This window comes from Neobacillus sp. BP17 (assembly GCF_059579525.1).
Window position 1 is genome coordinate 5,362,012 of the sequence record NZ_CM184198.1, and the last position, 23,849, is coordinate 5,385,860.

Consider the following 23,849-nt stretch of genomic DNA (forward strand, 5'->3'; position numbering starts at 1 on the left):
TAACATTTAATAGAAATGATGATTTTTCTAAAAAAGGACTGTACAATTTTCTATTTTTTATTTATACTGTATTATAACAACAGAAACATTTAAGAACTGTATTAATAAAGGGGGATTTACAATGTTAATGAGTCCAGTTGAATTTTTTCGCAATTTGCCAAAGAAGGAATGCACAGAATGCGGGAAGCATATGCAAGAGCAAGCAGAAAGTTACATGATGGACTGTGAACAATGTTTATCCAAAAAAGAAAAGTAAAGTTTGTTAACCCTCCAGCATTGCTGGGGGGATTTTTACTTTCATAACCATGATATGTTGTGAAGATTTGCACTTACATCTAAAGGGGAAGGTTAATGCAAGAAAAGTTGTGTATCGTTTACACAACTTTTCTTCGATACTGCCATAGAGCAATAACCTTCAGCAGTCCAAACCTTTTTAATAATCTATGGAGAAAATAAACTAGTAATCCTATCATTCGTATATAATATACAGATATCAAAATAGTACCAAAAGTACATAAATTAGCTGCAATATTTGTGAAAAAATGAACTAAACGAACGGGTGCAAGAATTCAAGATCATAATGAGTTACGGCGGCAGCTCATTTTCTTATTATGCTAACTGGGCAGTTTAGTTTAATAAGATACCCTCCGTCTGTTTAATTGAGTGCCATCTCATGTTATAATGAGTAACTTAGGATAATTACTACTTTTTCTTATAATTGAACGGATGCCAAGAAAAGCCTCCGCATGGCGATAAAATATGGAGGTGTAAGAGAATGAATAAACGGTGGACGATTGGTAAAATTAAAGAATTTGTTGAAAACAATTCGGAAAGTAAGTTGCTAACGACGGATTATAACGGTTTTTCTCAAAAGTTACTATTTAAATGTGCATGTGGTAGCAACTTTGAAAAAACTTTAACGAAATTTAAAAATAATAACCAACGTAAATGTGACGTGTGCCAACCGCCAAAAGCGGCACGATAAAGTATAGGGAATAAACGAAGTGCCAATTTCTAAGTTGGCACTTTGTTTATTTTATGAGGAGAGTGGATTTCACTAAAGTGGAGGTTTAGTCGAATTTTCAATCTTAAACTAACAGGTGCAAGAGTGAATACAGCAACGCAGTCGAGATGTGTTGCTGTTTATAGATTCACAAGGGGTTTATTGGCTTTGTGGGTTATAAAGGTTCACAATTTCTAAATCTCATAAAATTCTATGCCCATCTTGGCTTACTGTATAACTTGAAGAACCCTATGATACTTCATCCCCATAAAAAAAAGCATCCAATTATTCGGATGCATACTTAATTATTCCTTGTAAATAAACTGAGTATTCTCTCTGTACATATTCTCTTAATTTAATTCTTTTTTCTGTTTCTAATACTCTAACCAATTCTTGAATCTTTTTTTCATTTTCTTTTGTAGTAGGAATCTCTAATGAAAACAAATTACCTCGACTACTATTTAGTAATTTTTTTAATAACTCAACTTTATTCATTGGATAATCCCCTTTATCTACTATATTCGACATAAAGGCGACTTTTTCCTTGGAATGAGGTAGCTCTTTTTTTATTAGCTTTTTTTATAACTACCTTCTACCAATCTAATCATATCACGCCCTGATATCATTTCTGTTTCATGATAACCTTCTTCATCACGTAAACTCAAGTACCAGCTGCTATCTTTATCTTCATTTAACCTATATAACTTATTGGTAAAAACATTTATATAAAAATCTCCATTTCTTAGCCTCATACTATCCCCCTCTCTAATGTATATAAACTGTATTATGCCCAAGATACTGACCTAGAGCCATTAGACATATACAATAAAAATGGATATATAGGGAAAATGGGTGAAAATCAGGCGGTAGGGACAGAGCATGGATAGTTGTGTAAAGTAAGAAGTGCGGGTAACGAAACTTTCCTTATTCAGCTACCATGAAAGTACAAAACAATGAAAACTTAAAAAAGTCAATACTTAAACAGAGAATGGTTTATTTAAAAACAAAACCATCCTATTATGGATGGTTAAGGAAAATGGACCTAATTTTTTCATATAATATCATATTATGATCTTCAGAAAATGAATCTGGGTTGATTAATCATATTTGAGAAAAGCACACTTACAATTTAGCTGTTTGTACTGAGGTTCTTCACTTTGAATTTCTTGAAGACGTGGTTCAAGTCTATCAAGAACTTGTTGTGTTTGTTGTGCTGCCTGTTGATAAAGCTAATAATTTACCGGATTGTGGGGGATGTACTTAAATGAATAGTTGCAAGAGCTAAAGTTTCGGCTGCCATTTTGGCGCCAGTGTTTATTGAGCTAACAGAGAAGGTTACTTGAAGAAGATATTCCTTATGTTGCACTGATATTTTGTCCAATACATATACATAGTGTTAATTGAGTTGCCTTTTTAAGGAGGAGGAAAAGTTCAAATGTATGAAAATTATTATCATAACAACCCTACACCAATGTATAGACAAAGAATTACGATGCAGCAAGCCCAAGAAATTGCCCTTAAACGTGTTCCTGGAAAAGTTCAACACGTTGATATGGATTTAGAAAATGGTGTTTTAGTATATGAAGTGTTCATCTTAACATCTGATAACAGAATATTCGAAGTTGAGATTCTTGCAAAAACAGGAAGAATTTTAAAAGTCGAACAAGAAAATGATTTTGATTAATACAACCAATTTCTTGAACTTTATGGATGTGAATTTAACAAGGCATCCTTTTTTTTATTTGATTAACGAAGCAGATTGTGAAGATCCGGCTGCCTTTCCTGGTGCAGTTTTTCTTGTTGAACTAAAATAACAGGTAGATTTAATGCAATCAAAAAATGTAGATGATCTTTATGTTAAAATCTTTGTGAATGATTTAAAGGAGATTTTCACATGAATTTTTTTAAAAATACCTTATCTTATTTGTTTGTGTTACCTGCCATCTTAATAGGAACTTTTGCAATGGTTTCAAATGGTGTGTCACCAAGCATTTGGATTCAAAACATACTGATCTGGTTATTGGGTACCTTTTTGGGTTCGATTTATTTAATGCGTAATAAGGAAAAAAGATTAAGTAAAGGCAATTTTCTTCCAACCGTTGTAATAATAGCTTTATTAGTTTTTCCCTTCTTCTTTAACGGTTCCGACGGGATCCATCGCTGGTTAACTTTTGGACCCATTAATGTATATATAGCAAGTATTATTTTGCCACTATTAATTATTCAGCTATGGAAATTAACATTAAACCACCATGAAATCTATTCAATAGGATTTTACTTTATCACCTTAATTATATTGTTATTTCATCCAGATGCAGGTCAATTAACCACATTTGATGTGCAACGACTATTATTTTGTGGAAAAAGAATCGTCAATGGAATATAAAGTTTGTAAGTCTTATTCTTTCTGTCGCCTTTGTTATCCTGTCGTGGATTTTTCTCGACGATTTAGCGCCCGTTCCTTATGTAGAAGATATCATCTTTTTAGTGGCAGACCTTGGCATTGTCTGGTTCGTTATAGGTATTTTGTCTTTACTATTATTATTAAGCCCATTCTTTTTTTACGGTAAAAGAAATATCATATCCTTAACGTTAGGAGTTTATTTCTTAATGGCGATGATTGTAACTTTAATTGGTCATTTCCCATTACCCATCATGGGATATGGAATATCACCGATCATCGGTTACTTTATTGCTATAAGTTGGCTTAAAAGGAATACATAAAAAATTGATTACGAACGGGGGCATTACTTGAACAACGGTAATGCTGTTTTTTATTGAAGTATCGGAGCAGTTTACTTAAAGAAGAATGTTATTGCAAACACGAAGAATTTTATAGTGAAGCTATTAGAATAAGGTGAAATTATGGACATACAAGATAAAATAAAGTCATTACTAAGGCAGACTGTTTTAGATTTTAACGGTGATTTTCAAGAAATTCAGGCAAAATTAATAGATAAACTTACAATAAATTCCATAATAAAAGAGTTGGATTATTGGGGTTTATTAACGATTCCACCTGATTTTGCGTATGAGAAGGTAGATGATTATAAGTACGGTGACGGTTCAGGGTATGCTTTGGAATTCGACCTATGGATTGATAATAAACAAAGCGATTTAACATTATCCTGTGAGCCATAATAGACCAAAATGATAATATCTTGTCTTTTACAATTGAAGATCTACACGTATTATAATTGTTTCTTATTTGGCTAACGGGTGCTTGAGTTTAATTAAAATTAGAATGAATGACTTGAGTGGTCGTTCTTATCAATTGTTGATCTTGTAATAATCTCTCTTATTAGGTGCAAGATAATAACGATTAATTCGTGGAGGTAATCTGTTGTGCTTAACAAAAGAAGGAAGATAACATCGTTATTTTGGATTGCTATACTTGGCTTAATTTTAACAACGATATATACAATAATCCTTGGTATTTTAGGATATAGGACAATGAACAGGATCGATTATATTTATAAAAATAATAAACAAAGTTCAAAAAAAGGTTAATTAAGAGTGGCTGAGAAGTCGCTCTTTTTTATCCTTATTTAACTCCCTCAGTTTGATACGAATATCTCTTGAATGCTCACTTATTCGCAGGATTTCATAACCCTTGTAATTGGATTTACGGGTAATTAAAATGAATTCAGATCATTTGGCTTCGTGAAGGCATAGTCAAATAAAGGAGTTAGCTACTACTCCATATTTTACCATATAATGTACATCTCCACGCCGCCCCTGGAGGCTTTCCCTCCCATGTCTCAACGGGTCAATTGCCCTCTCATTCCTTCGTCATGCCTATCCAAGGGGTGGAGGCCAGTTATGCTAACCTGATGGGTCACAGTGCCCTTTTGTTAAATAAACCTGGTACTCGGTACATATTTGAAATCCTACGAATAAGACAACATTCAAAATTAAAGTCAATTTTTTTAATAATTTATTTTATTAATTAATGTCTTATTTCTAAGCAGCTAAAGGGATTAATTCTTGAATTTTATTAGGACAGTAAGACTCGTTTCGTCGTGCTATGCCTACAAAAATCCTTGCTAGTTTACCAATCAGTTTCATGATTGACTTCATCTTCTTTATCTTCTTGACCTTCACATTATGGGAATGCAGGGCTTTAAATTCAGGGTTATTCATCACAAGGCTCATAGTTGCTAAGTAGAGGAAGCGTCTTAGTCTTGATCTTCCACGCTTTGAAATGACAATCTGACCTTTCCATTTACCTGAACTTGCCTCAGCTAGATGTAATCCTGCATGACGTAATAGAGAGTTTCCGTGGGAGAATTGACTTAAATCTCCAGCCTCACCTAGTATCCCTGCTAATGAAATTTCACTTATTCCTTTAATCATGAGTAGTTTTTTTGCAAATGGTATTTTATTGAGAACCTCTTTAACTTGTTTTTCAACTCTTTCGAGTTGTTTTACTGCGAGGTCATATTCTTCTAATAATTGTTCTAGGTGGAATTTATAAGCATCAAGTGCTTGTCCAGTTCCAATAGAAGATTTTGCTAGATTGATCAGTAATTGAGCTTTTTTAGGTCCTGGTTGCCTTTTCATTAATGATTTCCATCCCCTCTGGACATCTAGTGACTCCATTGAAGATATTTCATCTGGAGTTGGAAACAAACGAAGGGTTGCGATGGCTCCTTTGCACGAAACATCGTTAAACACTTGTCTCAGCTCTGGAAAGACAACATCCACCCATCGATTTATTTGATTTATAGACATTACGAGTCGTTTTACAATCACATCACGGTTGGACATTAGAACTCTAAGTTTTTCAAATGATTCTGAGGATGGGCGAATCAAAGAATAGTAGCCGTTTTTGACCATATCTGCGATAACTAGTGCATCTTTTTTATCACTCTTAGATTGGGTATTATCACGATTCTCTTTATTCCTTTTTACTAAGTGGGGATTGACGGTTACTACCTCAATGTTTTGGTTATATAACCAGGTTAATAGGTTAATCCAGTAATGACCAGTAGGCTCCATACCTACTATTGCTTCATTTAAGTTTTTCAATCTTTTTAAATCTTGTATCCAGTTTAATAGTTTAAAGAACCCCTCTTCATTATTTTCAAATGAAATAGGGTCTCCTACAACAATTCCACGAAAATTAACTGCTCTTGCAACATGTAGTTGTTGAGCAATATCTACACCTACAATTAGATGTGTATCGGTAATTCTTTCTATTAGTTGATTTTGTTTGTCTTGCATTTTAAAATTCATAGTAGGGTTCCTCCTAAGATTTGAGTTAGAGTGGTGTCTATACTCATATCTTACTGAGGGGCTCTTTTTTTTTCAAAGTTCAAATTTAACCATCTACAGGAATGCTAACGAAGCAGGCTACTTTAAGAAGGAATATATTTAATTGTAGCAAGACCAAACTAAGATTGTCTTTGAATATATTAAGTTTTGGATAACTCCAGAAAAAATGAAAAAAATACGAAAAAAAGAAAAGCGGAGGGTTTACAATGTCTTTTTGTACTAATGAAGAGGGCAAGTTTGAAATAGATACCAATATTAATTTCCGTGAATCCATACCAAACGTTGATAAAGATTTAAATGGAGATTCTTTGACCGATGATGCCTTCACTGTTTTTTACGATGAAAAAACAGGAGAAATCATTCCCGTCGAATATTTGAACCGTCATAGTGGATTTACTGAAGACGGTAGAACCTTAATAATCATTGATGGAATGGTATATAGTAGGAGATGAATCCCGATTTTGAAGGATTAAGATCTGGCCAAGAAAAAATTATCCATTAAAATTAATACATTACAAAAAAAATTTTAGCGTGAATATGATTGGTATAGTTCAACAGGGAAAAAATGATAAAAAGATTTAGTTAGAGGAATGATATAAAAAACATATTAGAGGGAAGTTGATTTATGTGGCTAATAAAAAAACATTCGCTTTAGCGATGTTAATCATTCCTTGGATAACTGTTCCTTTTATGGGGAAGAAATCACTTTTTAGGTTTTTACCTGTAGCAAGTTTTGTTAATTTATTCTTAAGTGTGTTAAGTGTAATTGCTAATAAGAAAAAATGGTGGGTAAATAAAAATCCTTTATCTCCCGGTTTTGTGGATTTTACCTATATATTAGGTCCCTTTTTTGTAACCACACTATGGGTATTTAAACTAACATATGGCAATTTTCTGAAATATTTAATTACAAATATAGTAATAGATGCCGTTTGCGCATATCCTTTTGCACAATTATGGGAAAAGGTAGGAGTCTTTAAATTTAAGAAGTTGAATCATACTATATGGTATTTTATATGTGTGTCATTAGCAATTATTATTTATGGGTTTCAGTATTTAATGGAAAAATCGATTATTAAAAATCAAGACTCGGTTTAAAGAAATACTTTAGAGTAAAATAACAAGGTTTAGTTTGTGAAAATATATACTTAAAGTAATGGGTGCGATTGTTTACTAAGAGCAGTCACTCTTCTTGTTCTGGTAACGTGGGAGATTATGTAATAAATACATAATTTTTATTTTTGAAACACAAATTATAAAAAGGACTAGCTAAGAGGCGATGCTAAAATGGAACAACATAAGATTGATTTAACTACCCCAGAGATGACAGCTTTATGGACAACCTATATTCAAAATACCGCCACAGTTTGTTTCTTCAAGCATTTTTTAACGTTTATACAGGATGCCGAAATTAAACCGATCGTTGAGGATGCCTTACAATTATCAAATAACTATATCAATGAAATCAAAGATATTTTTAACAAAGATCAATTTCCTATTCCTAAGGGATTCTCTGAAAACGATATAGACTTATCTACACCTCCCCTTTTTACAGATTTATTTGCTCTCAGCTTTGTATATCGTGTAGGTCAAATGAATGTTGATTACTATGCTAAATCACTGACAAAGGTGGCTAGAAGTGATACTGTCCAATTCTTGGATAATGCTTTATACACAAGCACTCAACTTTATAAGAAATCACTTCAATTAATGCTGTCTAAGGGGATTTACGATCGACCCCCAAAAATTCCTTATCCCCATAAGGTAGAATATATTGAAAAGGACCCGCCTCTTCTCCAATCGTTACTTGGTGAGAAGAGACCAATAAATGCGATTGAACTTGGAGAGATCTTTTATACAATTGAACGAAATTGTATTGGACTTCTATTATTATTTGGTTTAATACAGGTCACTAAGGATAAAGAAATTAAAGATTATTTGATTAAAGGGAGACAACTTGCAGAGAAACAGATAGAAACTTTTAACAAGGTGTTGAAGGAAGAAGGGCATATTGGTAATATTCCTGTAAGTATGGAAGTAACTGATTCTACTTTATCACCATTTTCAAATCGGTTAATTTTATTCATAATAAGTACGACAGCTGCCGCTGGCATTCAATTATTATCCTATTCGATGTCTGTTTCAATGAGAAAAGACATAGCAACTCATTATGTACAATTAACTTTTGAGGTTATGAGGTATGGAGCAAAGGGTATCGATCTTCTAATTAAACGTGGCTGGATGGAGCAACCGCCTCAATCGGTAAATCGGATGAAGATAAATTAGAATGAGATCTTGAACGGGTTTCCATTCATTTGCAGTATTCCTGGTGTGATGGTGGCTTACTTTTAATGTCTCCGAGCCCTACAATTCCAATGGTCGCAAAAAAAGATTGCGAAGAAATGCACTTAAACTAAACCAGCTTAAGCTAAAAAGGATTGCAACGGCGATCCTTTTTCTTATTTCGCTAACTAAGCCGGCCAGCTGAAAAGGGAAATTTAGAAATAAAATATTCGAAATATAATAAAAATGATACTATAAAAAATATATCCATAGCTGGGAGAGGTGCTTTTAATGAATCACGTAGAGAGTGTTTTTGACTTTATAATGGGGATTGGACTAAATGCGTTAATAATATTGGTTTTATTAAGTCTCACGGGTAAAATAGATCTACAAAAAAAAGAGTTATCTATATTAAGTCTAATTTCAACTATTATTTTCACTATTATTCCAACAACTGGTTATCGAGTTGAAAAAGATACAGGTGCTTTTTACTTTGGTTTTCCAGCGGATGGCTTTGTTTATGATGGAAGGCACTTAACTTTGGCTTCGTTAGGACTTATATGTAACTTTTTCTTTTTTTATTGGGTAATAAAACTTATATTAAAAATTTGGAAAGTACGAACTGTAGAGAAATGATTGCTAATGAAAGGGGGTATAAAGCAATGTTGCAAGTTTTTCAAAGAAGATGAGAACGAAGAAAAAATAGGGCCTCGAGCCCGGCAATACCGCACAACATTTATTTTAATTAGAGATAGTGAGCCATGAAGGACTCGAACCTTCGACCCTCTGATTAAAAGTCAGATGCTCTACCAACTGAGCTAATGGCTCGTACTAATGGTGCCGGCGAGAGGACTTGAACCCCCAACCTACTGATTACAAGTCAGTTGCTCTACCAATTGAGCTACCCCGGCAAATAGTATGGAAAAGTATTAAAGTAAATATGGTGGAGGATGACGGGATCGAACCGCCGACCCTCTGCTTGTAAGGCAGATGCTCTCCCAGCTGAGCTAATCCTCCAATTATGGGCTTACTATGGAATTTGACCAAATTTGGACAAAAAAATAACCCCAGAGGGTTAGCCTGGCAACGTCCTACTCTCACAGGGACGCGTGTCCCAACTACCATCGGCGCTGAGAAGCTTAACTTCCGTGTTCGGTATGGGAACGGGTGTGACCTTCTCGCCATTGCTGCCAGACTATTTAATTGAGGAATCATTCCCTCAAAACTAGATAATGCTGAAGAAGTTTGTAAACTTGAGTTCACCTTAAAATTGGTTAAGTCCTCGAACGATTAGTATCAGTCAGCTCCACATGTTACCACGCTTCCACCTCTGACCTATCAACCTGATCATCTTTCAGGGTTCTTACTAGCTTGCGCTATGGGAAATCTCATCTTGAGGGGGGCTTCATGCTTAGATGCTTTCAGCACTTATCCCGTCCGCACATAGCTACCCAGCGATGCTCTTGGCAGAACAACTGGTACACCAGCGGTGCGTCCATCCCGGTCCTCTCGTACTAAGGACAGCTCCTCTCAAATTTCCTGCGCCCACGACGGATAGGGACCGAACTGTCTCACGACGTTCTGAACCCAGCTCGCGTACCGCTTTAATGGGCGAACAGCCCAACCCTTGGGACCGACTACAGCCCCAGGATGCGATGAGCCGACATCGAGGTGCCAAACCTCCCCGTCGATGTGGACTCTTGGGGGAGATAAGCCTGTTATCCCCGGGGTAGCTTTTATCCGTTGAGCGATGGCCCTTCCATGCGGAACCACCGGATCACTAAGCCCGACTTTCGTCCCTGCTCGACTTGTAGGTCTCGCAGTCAAGCTCCCTTGTGCCTTTACACTCTGCGAATGATTTCCAACCATTCTGAGGGAACCTTTGGGCGCCTCCGTTACTTTTTAGGAGGCGACCGCCCCAGTCAAACTGCCCACCTGACACTGTCTCCCACCCCGATGAGGGGTGCGGGTTAGAATTTCAATACAGCCAGGGTAGTATCCCACCGACGCCTCCACCGAAGCTAGCGCTCCGGCTTCTCAGGCTCCTACCTATCCTGTACAAGCTGTACCAAAATTCAATATCAGGCTACAGTAAAGCTCCACGGGGTCTTTCCGTCCTGTCGCGGGTAACCTGCATCTTCACAGGTACTATAATTTCACCGAGTCTCTCGTTGAGACAGTGCCCAGATCGTTACGCCTTTCGTGCGGGTCGGAACTTACCCGACAAGGAATTTCGCTACCTTAGGACCGTTATAGTTACGGCCGCCGTTTACTGGGGCTTCGATTCAGAGCTTCGCGTGAGCTAACCCCTCCTCTTAACCTTCCAGCACCGGGCAGGCGTCAGCCCCTATACTTCGCCTTGCGGCTTCGCAGAGACCTGTGTTTTTGCTAAACAGTCGCCTGGGCCTATTCACTGCGGCTCTTCGAGGCTATTCACCTCAAAAAGCACCCCTTCTCCCGAAGTTACGGGGTCATTTTGCCGAGTTCCTTAACGAGAGTTCTCTCGCTCACCTTAGGATTCTCTCCTCGCCTACCTGTGTCGGTTTGCGGTACGGGCACCTTTTATCTCGCTAGAGGCTTTTCTTGGCAGTGTGGAATCAGGAACTTCGGTACTAAATTTCCCTCGCTGTCACAGCTCAGCCTTATGTGAGAGGCGGATTTGCCTACCTCTCAGCCTAACTGCTTAGACGCGCATATCCAACAGCGCGCTTACCCTATCCTCCTGCGTCCCCCCATTGCTCAAACGATAAAGAGGTGGTACAGGAATATCAACCTGTTATCCATCGCCTACGCCTTTCGGCCTCGGCTTAGGTCCCGACTAACCCTGAGCGGACGAGCCTTCCTCAGGAAACCTTAGGCATTCGGTGGATGAGATTCTCACTCATCTTTCGCTACTCATACCGGCATTCTCACTTCTAAGCGCTCCACCAGTCCTTACGGTCTAGCTTCAACGCCCTTAGAACGCTCTCCTACCACTGACATCGTAGATGTCAATCCACAGCTTCGGTGATACGTTTAGCCCCGGTACATTTTCGGCGCAGAGTCACTCGACCAGTGAGCTATTACGCACTCTTTAAATGGTGGCTGCTTCTAAGCCAACATCCTGGTTGTCTAAGCAACTCCACATCCTTTTCCACTTAACGTATACTTTGGGACCTTAGCTGGTGGTCTGGGCTGTTTCCCTTTTGACTACGGATCTTATCACTCGCAGTCTGACTCCCACGGATAAGTCTTTGGCATTCGGAGTTTGTCTGAATTCGGTAACCCGATGAGGGCCCCTAGTCCAAACAGTGCTCTACCTCCAAGACTCTTACTACGTGAGGCTAGCCCTAAAGCTATTTCGGAGAGAACCAGCTATCTCCAAGTTCGATTGGAATTTCTCCGCTACCCACACCTCATCCCCGCACTTTTCAACGTGCGTGGGTTCGGGCCTCCATCCAGTGTTACCTGGACTTCACCCTGGACATGGGTAGATCACCTGGTTTCGGGTCTACGACCACATACTCATGCGCCCTATTCAGACTCGCTTTCGCTGCGGCTCCGTCTCTTCAACTTAACCTTGCATGGGATCGTAACTCGCCGGTTCATTCTACAAAAGGCACGCCATCACCCATGAACGGGCTCTGACTACTTGTAGGCACACGGTTTCAGGAACTATTTCACTCCCCTTCCGGGGTGCTTTTCACCTTTCCCTCACGGTACTGGTTCACTATCGGTCACTAGGGAGTATTTAGCCTTGGGAGATGGTCCTCCCTGCTTCCGACCGGATTTCACGTGTCCGGCCGTACTCAGGATCCACTCAGGAGGGAACGAAGTTTCGACTACAGGGTTTTTACCTTCTTTGACGGACCTTTCCAGGTCGCTTCATCTACCCCGTTCCTTTGTAACTCCATGTTGAGTGTCCTACAACCCCAAGAGGCAAGCCTCTTGGTTTGGGCTATGTCCCGTTTCGCTCGCCGCTACTCAGGGAATCGCGTTTGCTTTCTCTTCCTCCGGGTACTTAGATGTTTCAGTTCCCCGGGTATGCCTTCCATACCCTATGTATTCAGGTAAAGATACTGTTCCATTACGAACAGTGGGTTCCCCCATTCGGAAATCTCCGGATCAAAGCTTACTTACAGCTCCCCGAAGCATATCGGTGTTAGTCCCGTCCTTCATCGGCTCCTAGTGCCAAGGCATTCACCGTGCGCCCTTTCTAACTTAACCTAAAAGGTTATTCTCCTAATTCATAAGAGAGAAAACTAAAATGGTGATTACTCGATGTTTACTTTGCTTCTTCATTACGATTATCTAGTTTTCAAAGAACGATTAAAAAAAGCTTTGAGAGAATTGCTCCCTCAAAACTAAACAAACAAAGATCGTGTACAAACTGTTTTGTCTGGCTCACAAGTCCAGCTTTATCCTTAGAAAGGAGGTGATCCAGCCGCACCTTCCGATACGGCTACCTTGTTACGACTTCACCCCAATCATCTGTCCCACCTTAGGCGGCTGGCTCCTTACGGTTACCCCACCGACTTCGGGTGTTACAAACTCTCGTGGTGTGACGGGCGGTGTGTACAAGGCCCGGGAACGTATTCACCGCGGCATGCTGATCCGCGATTACTAGCGATTCCGGCTTCATGCAGGCGAGTTGCAGCCTGCAATCCGAACTGAGAATGGTTTTATGGGATTGGCTAAACCTCGCGGTCTTGCAGCCCTTTGTACCATCCATTGTAGCACGTGTGTAGCCCAGGTCATAAGGGGCATGATGATTTGACGTCATCCCCACCTTCCTCCGGTTTGTCACCGGCAGTCACCTTAGAGTGCCCAACTAAATGCTGGCAACTAAGATCAAGGGTTGCGCTCGTTGCGGGACTTAACCCAACATCTCACGACACGAGCTGACGACAACCATGCACCACCTGTCACTCTGTCCCCCGAAGGGGAAAATCCTATCTCTAGGAGTGTCAGAGGATGTCAAGACCTGGTAAGGTTCTTCGCGTTGCTTCGAATTAAACCACATGCTCCACCGCTTGTGCGGGCCCCCGTCAATTCCTTTGAGTTTCAGCCTTGCGGCCGTACTCCCCAGGCGGAGTGCTTAATGCGTTAGCTGCAGCACTAAAGGGCGGAAACCCTCTAACACTTAGCACTCATCGTTTACGGCGTGGACTACCAGGGTATCTAATCCTGTTTGCTCCCCACGCTTTCGCGCCTCAGCGTCAGTTACAGACCAGAAAGCCGCCTTCGCCACTGGTGTTCCTCCACATCTCTACGCATTTCACCGCTACACGTGGAATTCCGCTTTCCTCTTCTGCACTCAAGTCCCCCAGTTTCCAATGACCCTCCACGGTTGAGCCGTGGGCTTTCACATCAGACTTAAAGGACCGCCTGCGCGCGCTTTACGCCCAATAATTCCGGACAACGCTTGCCACCTACGTATTACCGCGGCTGCTGGCACGTAGTTAGCCGTGGCTTTCTGGTTAGGTACCGTCAAGGTACCGGCAGTTACTCCGGTACTTGTTCTTCCCTAACAACAGAGCTTTACGACCCGAAGGCCTTCATCGCTCACGCGGCGTTGCTCCATCAGACTTTCGTCCATTGTGGAAGATTCCCTACTGCTGCCTCCCGTAGGAGTCTGGGCCGTGTCTCAGTCCCAGTGTGGCCGATCACCCTCTCAGGTCGGCTACGCATCGTCGCCTTGGTGAGCCGTTACCTCACCAACTAGCTAATGCGCCGCGGGCCCATCTGTAAGTGTCAGCCGAAACCGACTTTCAGCTTTTCCTCATGAAAAGAAAAGGATTATCCGGTATTAGCACCGGTTTCCCGGTGTTATCCCAGTCTTACAGGCAGGTTGCCCACGTGTTACTCACCCGTCCGCCGCTAGACTCCGAAGAGTCTCGCTCGACTTGCATGTATTAGGCACGCCGCCAGCGTTCGTCCTGAGCCAGGATCAAACTCTCCAAGAAAGTTGATTAGCTCATTTGTTACGTTGGCTCGTGTTCTTACTATATTAATAGAAGAAACACGATTAAAATTGTTTGTTTGCACGATTTTGTTTGTTTAGTTTTCAAAGAACAATTTCGTTTGTCAGAAGCGACATTTGTTATTATATCTAAATGCTATTATTATGTCAACATAATAATTCGCTTTTTTTGTTATCACTTTTAACTGATTAAGCCACCGCTAAAAGCAACTTTTATATCATAACACCTTCTGTTTACTTATACAACAAAAATTTTATCTTTTTTTAAAAAGTCCTGTTATAACTGAATGGTAATTTCAATGTGTTTAAAAAATAACCGGAAAAATTCCGTTTAAATTGAGAAATACCCATATTTTCATGAAAATAACGGAACTTTTTCCGCTTAAATGACCAAATCTTTGGATTTTGGTCTAATTTAGAGCCGATAAGCGGAATATCTCCGCTTATATCGGCTTCTTAAGCCCCCTCTATATACAATAACCGGAAATTCTCCGCCTATGACCTCTCATCTCATCCCCTACACGAGAATCAACAGTGAATAATAACAGAGGAATGAATAAATTCCATTGAGCATAATGATAAAAAAACTGATGGGAGTTGATGGCTTGGCCCATTTCATTCCGGAAAAACTATCTGTTGTATACCTAGATGATGTTACTGCTACGGAACCTGTGATGCCAAGATATTACACACTAACCCACTCTGATTTAACGGGTGAGCTATTTTTAGCCATTGGAAAGCAGTATGCCTGGGATAAAATCAATCCTTTGCGGGATGAGGTATTAGGGGAATGGAAAACAAACGGAATTTCCTTATACTACTGTGTTTATCTATATATAGATCAAGGACAACTGAACGAAAATGTATCAGCCAAGCGCACGGAAATATTTAGGCGTGAGTTACCGCTTGCCTTAACAGCGATTCGATACGGCGATCGTTTTTTATTCGACACATATTCCAATCTAGATCATGCATCCATAATCGTTCATTTTATGTCCGCCTACCCTCAATTTGCTAAACAAGAAAATTGGGGGAATTTCCGCAGTTATTCCCCTTATTACGTATAGCCCCCCTCTGATACCCAATTAGATCAAAGGGGTACTTGCATCGAATGTGCGGTGTCAGGCACCAGTATAAGGCACCAGTATAAGAACCGCCTCATTGATGAGACGGCTCTCTATATTGATCGGTGAATTTCCTTCTTTAGATACAACTTAAAATGCTTTATTCGGTTCGTATGTGGGCTGCTGATTTTCTGCCTGGTATTGCTGGCTTTTTGCTAAACCTTCTTGGACATTCTCATCTAATGAAAATTCTGTATCACCTTTATTAAATTGATTGGCTTGATTTTGAGCTGCAATTACCTTTTGTTGTTCACCTTTGACTCCATTCGAGGTTCTTTCATTATTCATTATATTTCTCTCCTTTGTATTAAAGACATAATTTTATTGATATACCAAAGGAAGACTAATTATTCATTCAACAGAAAATATGGACAACCCACCTCTTTATAGGAAACGGTTTAACATTTATCATCAAATTTCCCTATTAATTAAACGATTGATTAAAACGGCTCCGCCCCTTGGTACATATGCCTTAACCCTGCATGTTCCAAAAATAAATTGTAGAAGAATAACAAAAAATTTGAAGCTTATTAGCGAAACGTCAATATATGACACCGTTTCGACTAAATAACAAAAAGGCTATACTAATCAAACGTTTGATTGAAACCGCCACAAGGATTGATGTATAAGAATCCCCCTAGGAAAGTTAGCACAAAGAATGTCGATAAGAATGAAACCAATTCACAGGAAATAACCCTCTATTCAACAAAATCAGATAAGTTTCTCTTAAACTCCAATAATTCTTGTAACCTAATATTTACAAAAGATAAGTAGACATTAACATTTTAATAGTGCTTAGGTGTTTTTACATTTTTAGCAAAAAGCGTAATCCTACAAATGAACAAAATAAAACACTCGGGTTCGATGTTATTATTTATTATTATCACTCTGCTTTAAAGTTTAAATTTATTATAGCAAGAAACTTTTTCTAGTTACTTTTAAGTCCCTTGTACCTAATTTTTTTCGACTAGATTCCCTAATCCACCTACAAATTACCCACACATTCCCCTAAATATGACAAATTCAGTAAAGTTATCAACACTATCCACAAAATAGTTAAAATGAACCGCTTTTGTGTTCGCCTTGTTTATTTATATATGTTAGCTTTTGTTTAGGTATTAATAAGGGGGTGAATGAGACAAATGGGGAAAAAGGTTGTTGTGAAACTTCATAGTTTACTAGGTAAGATGGGTATTTCAATGCGAGAATTATCCCGTAGATCAGGTGTGAGATTAGCGGCACTTATTGAGTTAGCCAATCACCAGAGACAAAATATTAACTTTAAACATATAGAGCAAATCGCTGAAGCACTTGGAATAGACGATATTCGTGAAATCGTAGAAATAACAAATATTGATGAATAAACATTTTCTACACTAGAAAAGTCATGATGGCTTGAATATACGATTTTCCAATAGATAAATGAATCCATTATAAACTACAGACTGAATTATTTCTTTAAAAAAACAACAGATCATCCAACTTCTGAATGTCCCGCATCAGATAACATCTAGTTTCATGTAAAAAAGTGAAGATTATTCACAGGCTGCCTATAGTTGTAAATCCATTTTTGAAGGTGCCCTGTCAAACCAATTTAGGGAGTTGAAATCTTGTTTATTCAAAAAGAGTATATTATCAATCCGCATTTTATGTATATGGCTGGTCAGTATGATCGAAACGCTAAGCTTTGCACAATTGTTACGGAACTGAATAGAACTTTTATCGTAGACAAATCACCTCTAGAAATTCTAAATGATAGTATTAGATGCATTGGCTTTGATTTACGGGGTGCCATGGAAACAGCCAAATTTCTTCTTGGTAATAAATATATGTGTCCGATCATGGTTAATCCCATACATAGAATTTGTGTTTTTCCTGATAAGTCATCAAAACATAACGATGCGATATGGTTTAATCCCATTCATATCACAAGAACACTCAGCTCAAATCAACAAGCAATGGTAGAGTTCGCGAATGGACTAACGATAACAGTTCCTATGAAACTTTATTCTTTTAACCATAAACTGCAAACGGCCGACCAATTCAGGAAAATGATGCTTGGTTTAGAACAGGATCCCTTTTCCTTTAAGAAAGACCCTCGAAAAGGTGCATAATGTTCACCTATAGCCATTGAGATTGAGAGCTTCCACTTTGATCTCTGGATTTGAACTCAGCTGTAATTCCACTAAACTTCGAAGGCACATGATGTAGTGGTTTAAACGTATACTTGACTACATAAACATATGAAAGCGATTACCTTAAGAGCGGAGAAGATTTAATGGAATATATATCTGTATTGCTATTAAGACTTAAATTGGAGACTGATATTAATGACGATGACGATAAAATTGAAGCTATGTGATGATTGTGATTATTTATGCAGTAATTCAGCAACAAAATGCCAAATGTGCGGAAGTACAAATATAGTAAATGGAACTTTTACACCAATAAAAGAGCCTCAAAAAGGCGATAGGAACAAGTTTAATAATATAATTAAGGAGTTTAATATTAAATATGAGGAATTAAACCGGTAAACAGTGAAAATCCCCTCCACATTGCGTGAAGGGGATTTTACTTTGAGAGTTATTTGGTAAGTGCTGTGGTACCGAACCACACTCTTCACTAATTACTATTCAGGGCATACCTTTTGAATCGAAGTGTTGTTACCCGACTCTCCTGAGCAGCGGAAATTATAAAACAGTTGGTACAAATAAAATAAGAAAGAAAATTGTCGTAACTTGTTTGGATATTCCGCAGGAAATAACCCATCTTTCTACAAAATCAGATGGGTTTCTCTCAAACTTCCATTATTTTATTCAATCCCCGCCTTTTCGAAACTACACAAACGTTTAATGAATAGTTGCCTCAACTCGCAACATTCCTAGATTTCCCACTCTAAATACATGTGAATCATGTACAAACTTCCTTTAGCATAAACACCCACCTAGCATACTCAACTAAGTTGCGGAACCACCAACTCCTATCAAATCTCCTGTTTTTTTACAGGTTCCTCATGAGTTCCGATAAGCAAAAACCGCTCTTTCACCTTTCCAACTTCAGCCCCTGCATCATTCTTAAGAATGGATGGTTTTAAATTTCTTAAACTAGTAATCGTTTCTTTATTTTTGTAGCCAATTTGTTCAAGAATAGCGGCTACAATTGTAGGCCAAACATCTTCTGAACCATTTAACACTTTTAAGGCAAAGCCAAGTCTTTCATTTCTCAAGCCAAAACAATATACCCCTTGTGCGCCGCCTTTTGCCACGATATTTTGATCCTGAAGCAATACGGAACAAATAAATTGCTCTGAAGCAATCATAATGGGATGCTCATTCATAATGCTAGTCATTTCTGTAACTGCTTTTTGCAATAATGGGTCCTTAATTAAATCTGGACAGGCTAATTTTAGATAAGTCATGGCCATATTCTTTAATGGAATCGCAAAAACAGGGACTCCGCAACCGTCTTTTCCAATTTTTATCTCGGAAATGGGTACTTCAGATAATGTCGCGAGAATATTCAATAGTTGTTGTTGGAGTGGATGATCTACTTCCCAGTAGCCTTCGACTGGATATCCAAGTTCACGGCAAACCGTGATAAAACCCATATGTTTCCCGGAGCAGTTATGATAAAGCCTCCTTTTCTCCTTGTTTTTTCTTACCATTTCCTTTCTCGGTTTCACATTTAGAGGATAGGAACAAGGACAAAATAATTCGTCTTCATTGACAGGTAATTTTTTTAACATGGATTCAAGAGCGGCAATATGATAGGTTTCTCCCCTATGAGAAGCTGTAAACAGAGAAGCTTCTTCCCTCGTTAAACCGTATTTAGTTACAACATTTGATAAAAATACAGGAATAGCTTGTATTGGCTTTGCTGCAGACCGATAGAACGTGTAATGCTCCTGATCCCCAACATGGTAAGTGGATTCCAGCTTATCATTTACACCACTAATCATCCCGATATGAACGTTTTCAAGCAATCCAGCTCTCGTTTCTTCCACTAACGTATCCGTATTCATCCTTATACTCCTATCATTAGCAAAAATTGCTACTCCAAATCCAACAGGGTATTTTGCGCCTGAATCGCTGCACCAAGCACAACCCCTTGATCACCTAACTGCGAATATACAATTTTCACTCTCTTTTTTAATGGTTCCCAAATATATAACTCAGATTTTTGTTCAATGGGTCCTTTTATTTCAGGAAGATTTTCGATGGTATTTCCGCTTAGAATAATGACCTCTGGATTGTACAGGCATAATATATTGCTAATTGCAAGAGCTATATAAGTCGTTGTTCGATCCATAATATTGATGGCCCACGATTCTCCATTGCGGTAGGAGTCGAAAACTTCATCGATTGAATCAATCTCCTTTACTTTCCTGCTATCAGCGATAAGAGCCCCTTCGGATATATAGGTTGCAAGGCAGCCGATTTTTCCGCAATTGCAGACATTTCCAGTCGGATTAATAACCGTATGACCAATTTCCCCTGCATTATTGGATTCTCCTCGATAGATTTCTCCCTTAAGAATGATAGCGGCACCGATACCTGATCCAATTCCAACTAGAACGGCATTTTGGTAATTCTTTGCCATTCCCTTAAAATTCTCTGCCTCTATTTTCATTTTTAATTCATTATCAATAATGACAGCTAAATGGGAAAGTTGATGGAGGTCTTCCGCCAGGTTTACGTTCTTCCATTTTAATTGATCCGAAACCGTAACGACTCCATTTTGATAATCTATGGATCCAGGTAATCCTACTCCAATAGCAATAATCCTTTCAGAAGGGATCTGATTTTTATCAATTAAGTCCTTCACATTCATATTTATTTTTTCCAGCGTTTCATAGTAGCTTTCAGTTACTTCTCTGGGTATACTTTGCCATGCGACAATTTCTCCGACATAATTGACGATGCCAATTTTGATCATTAATGTATCTATTTCAACTCCGATTGTATATAGAACATCACCACATACATCGAGTAATGCTGCCTTTCTTCCTACTCCTGAAGTGACTAATTCCGTTTCTCTCACAAATCCTTGTAATTGTAATTCATTAACAATCCTTGTAATGGAAGTTGGGCTCATTCCAGTCACTTTCGCAATTTCCATTCTTGAAATAGGAGAGTGGTTTTTGACAATGTCGAGGACTAAATTTTTATTTTGTTTTTTCATTAAGAGTTGATCTTGTTTTTCCATTTATTTACATCTCGTTTCTGAAAAATTCCTTTAAAAAATCATAGTAATTCACTATTTAGAAAAAACTAACATCATTTTTCAAAAACAACATCCCTGAGAGAATCAGATTCCCTCATAAGATTTGCTAGCAGGTGCAGTTCTTCCTATTTGAATGTTTTAAAATATTCAATCGCCTCAGAGATATCTTTTACTGGGTTCGTGTTAACTTCCCGCTCAATCGTTAAATAACCACTATAACGGATTTCTTGTAAGGCCGCAAAGTATCGAGGAAAATCTACCGCTCCCTTGCCTAGCGGTAATTCTCTAAAATACTCACCGGAGGCAACCATTTTGGAAATTTTTTTATGATCGGTACCACTTCCATAGCCAAGGGACCCATAGACATCACGAGGGTCAACTGGTTGTAACCGGATCCCATCCTTCACATGGGTGTGGACGATATAATCTCTAAGAAGCTGCACACCTTCCACGGGATCATCACCCGTTACCATCACCATATTGGCCGGGTCAAAATTCACCGAAACTCCATTGGTCGTTAAGCTATCCAAAAAGGATTTTAATCTGGCAGCAGTTTCCGGGCCTGTTTCAATCGCAAAGTAGGAATTCATACTTTTGGCATAAGCCCCCAGTTCCTCACAAGATATTTGCATGGCTTCATAAATAGGACTGTCCTTTTCTTCAGGGATTATACCGATATGTGTCGTTACGATACTGGCCCCTAGTTCTACCGCAAGGTCCAAAATCCGTTTTGATTTTTCGATTTTCGCCCGATTTTGCTGGAGGTCTTGGAACCCATGACCACCTAAATCACCACAAAGTGCCGAGATTTCTAATCCTAATGAATCGATATACCTTTTTAAATCTTTACGTGAAGCGGAGCTTAAATTTTCCGGCGCCATTTCACCTTCAACAGCATAAATTTGAACTCCATCTGCTCCCATTTCTTTGGCCGCTTTTAATCCCTCCCGAAGCGGCAAGTGAAGACTATCAACAATCACACCAATTTGGTTGGTTACTCTTACATGATTCATGGGTTAAAATGTCACCTCGCATTTCTTTTCGGAGGCTTCATAGATACCAGCTAAAATTTTCATGATTTCAACACCATCTTCAACAGGTGCAACTGGTTTTGTATCGAATAAGCAGCATGTCACAAATGAATCAATCTCATTTTGAAACGCATTTGAGAAATCAAAAGTGAGATGATCAATCTGGGGGTGAATATTCACAATGGTGTTATTTTCCTCACTAATTAAAACTAACTCTGGTTCTAATTCTGCCCCACCTTTTGTCCCAAATAATTTTACCTGAATTTCATCTTTCTGTGCGTGTAAAGTATACGAAACATCTACAAACAAGGAAGCACCGTTCTCAAATGTAATGAGGGCGTTTGCCAAATCTTCCACAGTATTTTTTCCTTTATCATAGTCCGCTGCTTTATAAAAACGTAAATTCTCTACATTTCCACGATTTCCAAGTTGACGATAGGTGTTCCCAGAGATGGATTTCACTTTGGGGCGCCCCATTAAATACCAACAAATATCAATGATATGAACACCAAGATCTAGTAAAGGTCCGCCTCCAGAGCGCTCTTTATCAGCAAACCATCCGCCGGGATTCCCTAAACGGCGTAAACACGAGGCTTTGGCATAATAAATTTCTCCTAATTTCCCCTGGTCAATAAAGGATTTCAATACTCTTGTATTCGTTGCGAATCTCCTCACAAAACCAACCTGTAAGGTTTTATTATATTTACGAGCCGCTTCCTCTACTTTTAATGCTTCTTCTACTGTCACGGAAAGGGGCTTCTCTACTAAAACGTGTTTCCCGTTTTTTAAGGCATTAATGGAAATTTCGGCATGGCTATTATTCCAGGTGCAAATACTGACAGCATCTATATGAGGATCGTGATATACTTCCTCTAAAGAGTCATATACAATTCCAATTCCATACTTCTTTGCCGTTTCTTCCGCTCTCTCCTTTGAATAATCATATACACCGTATAAAACGGCATTTTGATTGTTCGCATAAGAGGTTAAATGCATATCAGAAATCGAACCAGTCCCGATCACACAAACCCGTAAAAGCTCCAAATGTATTCATCCTTTCTATCGATTACTATATTTCATTCCATAATCTTCTTACATTATCCATCCCAATTTTCGAGCCAATTTTACAATCTTCCATTCCCTCAAACTCTACCGTTAAATAGCTATCATAACCTGAGTTTTTAACAAGTTTCATAATTTCACGAATGTTTAAATCTCCATGACCGACAATGGCTCCCCGCAAATAGTTTTCATTGACCGTTCGAAACCAAACTCCATCGCCAGGGTTTTCATAATAAGGACGAATATAAAAATCTTTAAAATGAACAGTGGCTGCATAGTTAATATTTTTCTTCACCCCTACAAGCGGGTCTTCATCCATACAAAGGAAATTCCCAACATCAAGTGTTGTTTTAAAATTTTCACGGTTCACGGCATGAATTACTCGTTGGACACGATCGCTCGTTTGGACATTAAACCCATGATTTTCAATAGTGGTGGTAATGCCGAACTGAGCTGCATAATCAGCCACTAGTTGACTGCCTTTTACGAATTTCGAAAAATGCTTTTCAAAGTAATGAATCGTCATTTCTTCGGGCTGTAAAGTAAAGGCCGTTAAATCATGACGCATAATCTTTATCCCTAAACGATTGACAATGTCTACATGTGTTTTTAGACGTTCCACTTCTTCTTGAAAAGCTTCTTCTGCCTCTTGGACAAAGTTTGCAGGCAATGAATAGGCCGACAGTTCAATCCCTAAGGATGCCGCTTTTTCCTTAATTTGATCGGCCAATTCAGGATTGTCTACAACCGAGAAACCATAAGGGACAATTTCCATATGTTCGCCGCCATGATCAGCAATCCATTGAATAACATCTAATACCGTCATCGTTTCTTCCCTTAGCTCTCGAACTAAACTATACGTACTTAAACCAACCTTCATTTAT

At 38.7% G+C, this 23,849-nt stretch carries 21 protein-coding genes, 3 tRNA genes and 3 rRNA genes; 12 read left to right on the plus strand and 15 right to left on the minus strand.

The window, feature by feature from the left end; genetic code table 11:
* Positions 1-121 precede the first annotated feature (121 nt).
* Together yhfH and AC4QJR_RS26180 are read left to right on the plus strand one after the other, a co-directional pair.
* Complete coding sequence (gene yhfH, locus AC4QJR_RS26175) at positions 122-256, plus strand: protein YhfH (protein WP_098576542.1); 135 nt, start codon at positions 122-124, stop codon at positions 254-256.
* Between the two features lie 519 nt (positions 257-775).
* Positions 776-985 carry a hypothetical protein gene (locus tag AC4QJR_RS26180; protein WP_496524711.1) on the plus strand — a complete coding sequence of 70 codons (210 nt, stop codon included), beginning with the start codon at positions 776-778 and terminating at the stop codon, positions 983-985.
* Positions 986-1,288: 303 nt separating this feature from the next.
* On the opposite strand, the gene AC4QJR_RS26185 is transcribed toward AC4QJR_RS26180, so the two are convergent.
* Positions 1,289-1,498: a hypothetical protein gene (locus tag AC4QJR_RS26185; RefSeq protein WP_214718446.1), complete on the minus strand. Its 210-nt coding sequence runs from the start codon at positions 1,496-1,498 to the stop codon at positions 1,289-1,291.
* A gap of 74 nt (positions 1,499-1,572) precedes the next feature.
* The gene (locus AC4QJR_RS26190; protein WP_496524712.1) at positions 1,573-1,755 is read right to left on the minus strand and encodes a hypothetical protein; all 183 of its coding nucleotides are present in this window, start codon (positions 1,753-1,755) and stop codon (positions 1,573-1,575) included.
* Positions 1,756-2,438: 683 nt separating this feature from the next.
* On the opposite strand from AC4QJR_RS26190, the gene AC4QJR_RS26195 reads away from it, so the two are divergent.
* The 3 genes from AC4QJR_RS26195 (at position 2,439) to AC4QJR_RS26205 (ending at position 4,144) form a co-directional block, all read left to right on the plus strand.
* Complete coding sequence (locus AC4QJR_RS26195) at positions 2,439-2,687, plus strand: PepSY domain-containing protein (RefSeq protein ID WP_496524713.1); 249 nt, start codon at positions 2,439-2,441, stop codon at positions 2,685-2,687.
* 210 nt (positions 2,688-2,897) lie between these two features.
* Complete coding sequence (locus tag AC4QJR_RS26200; protein WP_496524714.1) at positions 2,898-3,389, plus strand: hypothetical protein; 492 nt, start codon at positions 2,898-2,900, stop codon at positions 3,387-3,389.
* Positions 3,390-3,868: 479 nt separating this feature from the next.
* Positions 3,869-4,144, plus strand: coding sequence for a DUF7668 domain-containing protein (locus tag AC4QJR_RS26205; RefSeq protein ID WP_496524715.1), 276 nt, complete (start codon positions 3,869-3,871; stop codon positions 4,142-4,144).
* Between the two features lie 822 nt (positions 4,145-4,966).
* On the opposite strand, the gene AC4QJR_RS26210 is transcribed toward AC4QJR_RS26205, so the two are convergent.
* On the minus strand, positions 4,967-6,241 hold the full coding sequence (locus AC4QJR_RS26210) for an IS110 family RNA-guided transposase (protein WP_496523452.1): 1,275 nt from the start codon (positions 6,239-6,241) through the stop codon (positions 4,967-4,969).
* 245 nt (positions 6,242-6,486) lie between these two features.
* On the opposite strand from AC4QJR_RS26210, the gene AC4QJR_RS26215 reads away from it, so the two are divergent.
* From AC4QJR_RS26215 to AC4QJR_RS26230, 4 genes are all read left to right on the plus strand, one after another.
* Positions 6,487-6,732 (plus strand): hypothetical protein, encoded by a 246-nt coding sequence (locus AC4QJR_RS26215; protein WP_496524716.1) that lies wholly within the window; start codon positions 6,487-6,489, stop codon positions 6,730-6,732.
* 175 nt (positions 6,733-6,907) lie between these two features.
* Positions 6,908-7,378, plus strand: a complete 471-nt coding sequence (locus tag AC4QJR_RS26220; protein WP_496524717.1) for a hypothetical protein — start codon at positions 6,908-6,910, stop codon at positions 7,376-7,378.
* 189 nt (positions 7,379-7,567) lie between these two features.
* Positions 7,568-8,566, plus strand: a complete 999-nt coding sequence (locus tag AC4QJR_RS26225; protein ID WP_496524718.1) for a DUF3231 family protein — start codon at positions 7,568-7,570, stop codon at positions 8,564-8,566.
* A 288-nt stretch (positions 8,567-8,854) separates the two neighbouring features.
* The gene (locus AC4QJR_RS26230) at positions 8,855-9,199 is read left to right on the plus strand and encodes a hypothetical protein (RefSeq protein WP_496524719.1); all 345 of its coding nucleotides are present in this window, start codon (positions 8,855-8,857) and stop codon (positions 9,197-9,199) included.
* 119 nt (positions 9,200-9,318) lie between these two features.
* On the opposite strand, the gene AC4QJR_RS26235 is transcribed toward AC4QJR_RS26230, so the two are convergent.
* The 6 genes from AC4QJR_RS26235 to AC4QJR_RS26260 all read right to left on the minus strand — a co-directional run bounded on the left by AC4QJR_RS26235 (position 9,319) and on the right by AC4QJR_RS26260 (position 14,508).
* Positions 9,319-9,391: transfer RNA gene (locus AC4QJR_RS26235), tRNA-Lys, on the minus strand.
* 7 nt (positions 9,392-9,398) lie between these two features.
* A tRNA-Thr gene (locus tag AC4QJR_RS26240) sits at positions 9,399-9,474 on the minus strand.
* Between the two features lie 30 nt (positions 9,475-9,504).
* Positions 9,505-9,580 (minus strand) — tRNA-Val (locus AC4QJR_RS26245).
* Between the two features lie 61 nt (positions 9,581-9,641).
* A 5S ribosomal RNA gene (rrf, locus tag AC4QJR_RS26250) occupies positions 9,642-9,758 on the minus strand.
* 75 nt (positions 9,759-9,833) lie between these two features.
* Positions 9,834-12,769, minus strand: a 23S ribosomal RNA gene (locus tag AC4QJR_RS26255).
* A 201-nt stretch (positions 12,770-12,970) separates the two neighbouring features.
* Positions 12,971-14,508 (minus strand): 16S ribosomal RNA (locus AC4QJR_RS26260).
* The 16S, 23S and 5S rRNA genes sit together here with 3 tRNA genes alongside, the layout of an rRNA operon.
* Before the next feature lie 622 nt (positions 14,509-15,130).
* Here AC4QJR_RS26260 and AC4QJR_RS26265 point away from each other — a divergent pair.
* Positions 15,131-15,592, plus strand: coding sequence for a staygreen family protein (locus AC4QJR_RS26265; protein WP_496524720.1), 462 nt, complete (start codon positions 15,131-15,133; stop codon positions 15,590-15,592).
* A 147-nt stretch (positions 15,593-15,739) separates the two neighbouring features.
* Here AC4QJR_RS26265 and AC4QJR_RS26270 read toward each other — a convergent pair whose 3' ends face one another.
* Entirely contained in the window at positions 15,740-15,937 is a 198-nt protein-coding gene (locus tag AC4QJR_RS26270; RefSeq protein ID WP_496524721.1) for a hypothetical protein, read from the minus strand.
* A gap of 854 nt (positions 15,938-16,791) precedes the next feature.
* Here AC4QJR_RS26270 and AC4QJR_RS26275 point away from each other — a divergent pair.
* Positions 16,792-17,013, plus strand: a complete 222-nt coding sequence (locus AC4QJR_RS26275; protein WP_375374496.1) for a helix-turn-helix domain-containing protein — start codon at positions 16,792-16,794, stop codon at positions 17,011-17,013.
* A gap of 246 nt (positions 17,014-17,259) precedes the next feature.
* The gene (locus AC4QJR_RS26280) at positions 17,260-17,763 is read left to right on the plus strand and encodes a competence protein ComK (RefSeq protein ID WP_496524722.1); all 504 of its coding nucleotides are present in this window, start codon (positions 17,260-17,262) and stop codon (positions 17,761-17,763) included.
* An 869-nt stretch (positions 17,764-18,632) separates the two neighbouring features.
* Here the strand turns inward: AC4QJR_RS26280 and AC4QJR_RS26285 are convergent.
* The 5 genes from AC4QJR_RS26285 to AC4QJR_RS26305 all read right to left on the minus strand — a co-directional run bounded on the left by AC4QJR_RS26285 (position 18,633) and on the right by AC4QJR_RS26305 (position 23,845).
* Positions 18,633-19,670, minus strand: coding sequence for an asparaginase (locus tag AC4QJR_RS26285; protein WP_496524723.1), 1,038 nt, complete (start codon positions 19,668-19,670; stop codon positions 18,633-18,635).
* A 29-nt stretch (positions 19,671-19,699) separates the two neighbouring features.
* The gene (locus AC4QJR_RS26290; protein ID WP_496524724.1) at positions 19,700-20,854 is read right to left on the minus strand and encodes an ROK family transcriptional regulator; all 1,155 of its coding nucleotides are present in this window, start codon (positions 20,852-20,854) and stop codon (positions 19,700-19,702) included.
* 143 nt (positions 20,855-20,997) lie between these two features.
* Positions 20,998-21,885 (minus strand): sugar phosphate isomerase/epimerase family protein, encoded by an 888-nt coding sequence (locus AC4QJR_RS26295; RefSeq protein ID WP_496524725.1) that lies wholly within the window; start codon positions 21,883-21,885, stop codon positions 20,998-21,000.
* Between the two features lie 3 nt (positions 21,886-21,888).
* Positions 21,889-22,947 (minus strand): Gfo/Idh/MocA family protein, encoded by a 1,059-nt coding sequence (locus AC4QJR_RS26300; RefSeq protein ID WP_496524726.1) that lies wholly within the window; start codon positions 22,945-22,947, stop codon positions 21,889-21,891.
* 25 nt (positions 22,948-22,972) lie between these two features.
* Positions 22,973-23,845 carry a sugar phosphate isomerase/epimerase family protein gene (locus AC4QJR_RS26305; RefSeq protein ID WP_496524727.1) on the minus strand — a complete coding sequence of 291 codons (873 nt, stop codon included), beginning with the start codon at positions 23,843-23,845 and terminating at the stop codon, positions 22,973-22,975.
* Between the last annotated feature and the right edge of the window lie 4 nt (positions 23,846-23,849).

Bases quoted from the DNA above. Each gene is read 5' to 3' on its own strand.
- yhfH (WP_098576542.1), top strand. From the start codon at position 122: ATGTTAATGAGTCCAGTTGAATTTTTTCGCAATTTGCCAAAGAAGGAA.
- AC4QJR_RS26180 (WP_496524711.1), top strand. From the start codon at position 776: ATGAATAAACGGTGGACGATTGGTAAAATTAAAGAATTTGTTGAAAAC.
- AC4QJR_RS26185 (WP_214718446.1), bottom strand. From the start codon at position 1,498: ATGAATAAAGTTGAGTTATTAAAAAAATTACTAAATAGTAGTCGAGGT.
- AC4QJR_RS26190 (WP_496524712.1), bottom strand. From the start codon at position 1,755: ATGAGGCTAAGAAATGGAGATTTTTATATAAATGTTTTTACCAATAAG.
- AC4QJR_RS26195 (WP_496524713.1), top strand. From the start codon at position 2,439: ATGTATGAAAATTATTATCATAACAACCCTACACCAATGTATAGACAA.
- AC4QJR_RS26200 (WP_496524714.1), top strand. From the start codon at position 2,898: ATGAATTTTTTTAAAAATACCTTATCTTATTTGTTTGTGTTACCTGCC.
- AC4QJR_RS26205 (WP_496524715.1), top strand. From the start codon at position 3,869: ATGGACATACAAGATAAAATAAAGTCATTACTAAGGCAGACTGTTTTA.
- AC4QJR_RS26210 (WP_496523452.1), bottom strand. From the start codon at position 6,241: ATGAATTTTAAAATGCAAGACAAACAAAATCAACTAATAGAAAGAATT.
- AC4QJR_RS26215 (WP_496524716.1), top strand. From the start codon at position 6,487: ATGTCTTTTTGTACTAATGAAGAGGGCAAGTTTGAAATAGATACCAAT.
- AC4QJR_RS26225 (WP_496524718.1), top strand. From the start codon at position 7,568: ATGGAACAACATAAGATTGATTTAACTACCCCAGAGATGACAGCTTTA.
- AC4QJR_RS26230 (WP_496524719.1), top strand. From the start codon at position 8,855: ATGAATCACGTAGAGAGTGTTTTTGACTTTATAATGGGGATTGGACTA.
- AC4QJR_RS26270 (WP_496524721.1), bottom strand. From the start codon at position 15,937: ATGAATAATGAAAGAACCTCGAATGGAGTCAAAGGTGAACAACAAAAG.
- AC4QJR_RS26275 (WP_375374496.1), top strand. From the start codon at position 16,792: ATGGGGAAAAAGGTTGTTGTGAAACTTCATAGTTTACTAGGTAAGATG.
- AC4QJR_RS26285 (WP_496524723.1), bottom strand. From the start codon at position 19,670: ATGAATACGGATACGTTAGTGGAAGAAACGAGAGCTGGATTGCTTGAA.
- AC4QJR_RS26290 (WP_496524724.1), bottom strand. From the start codon at position 20,854: ATGGAAAAACAAGATCAACTCTTAATGAAAAAACAAAATAAAAATTTA.
- AC4QJR_RS26295 (WP_496524725.1), bottom strand. From the start codon at position 21,885: ATGAATCATGTAAGAGTAACCAACCAAATTGGTGTGATTGTTGATAGT.
- AC4QJR_RS26305 (WP_496524727.1), bottom strand. From the start codon at position 23,845: ATGAAGGTTGGTTTAAGTACGTATAGTTTAGTTCGAGAGCTAAGGGAA.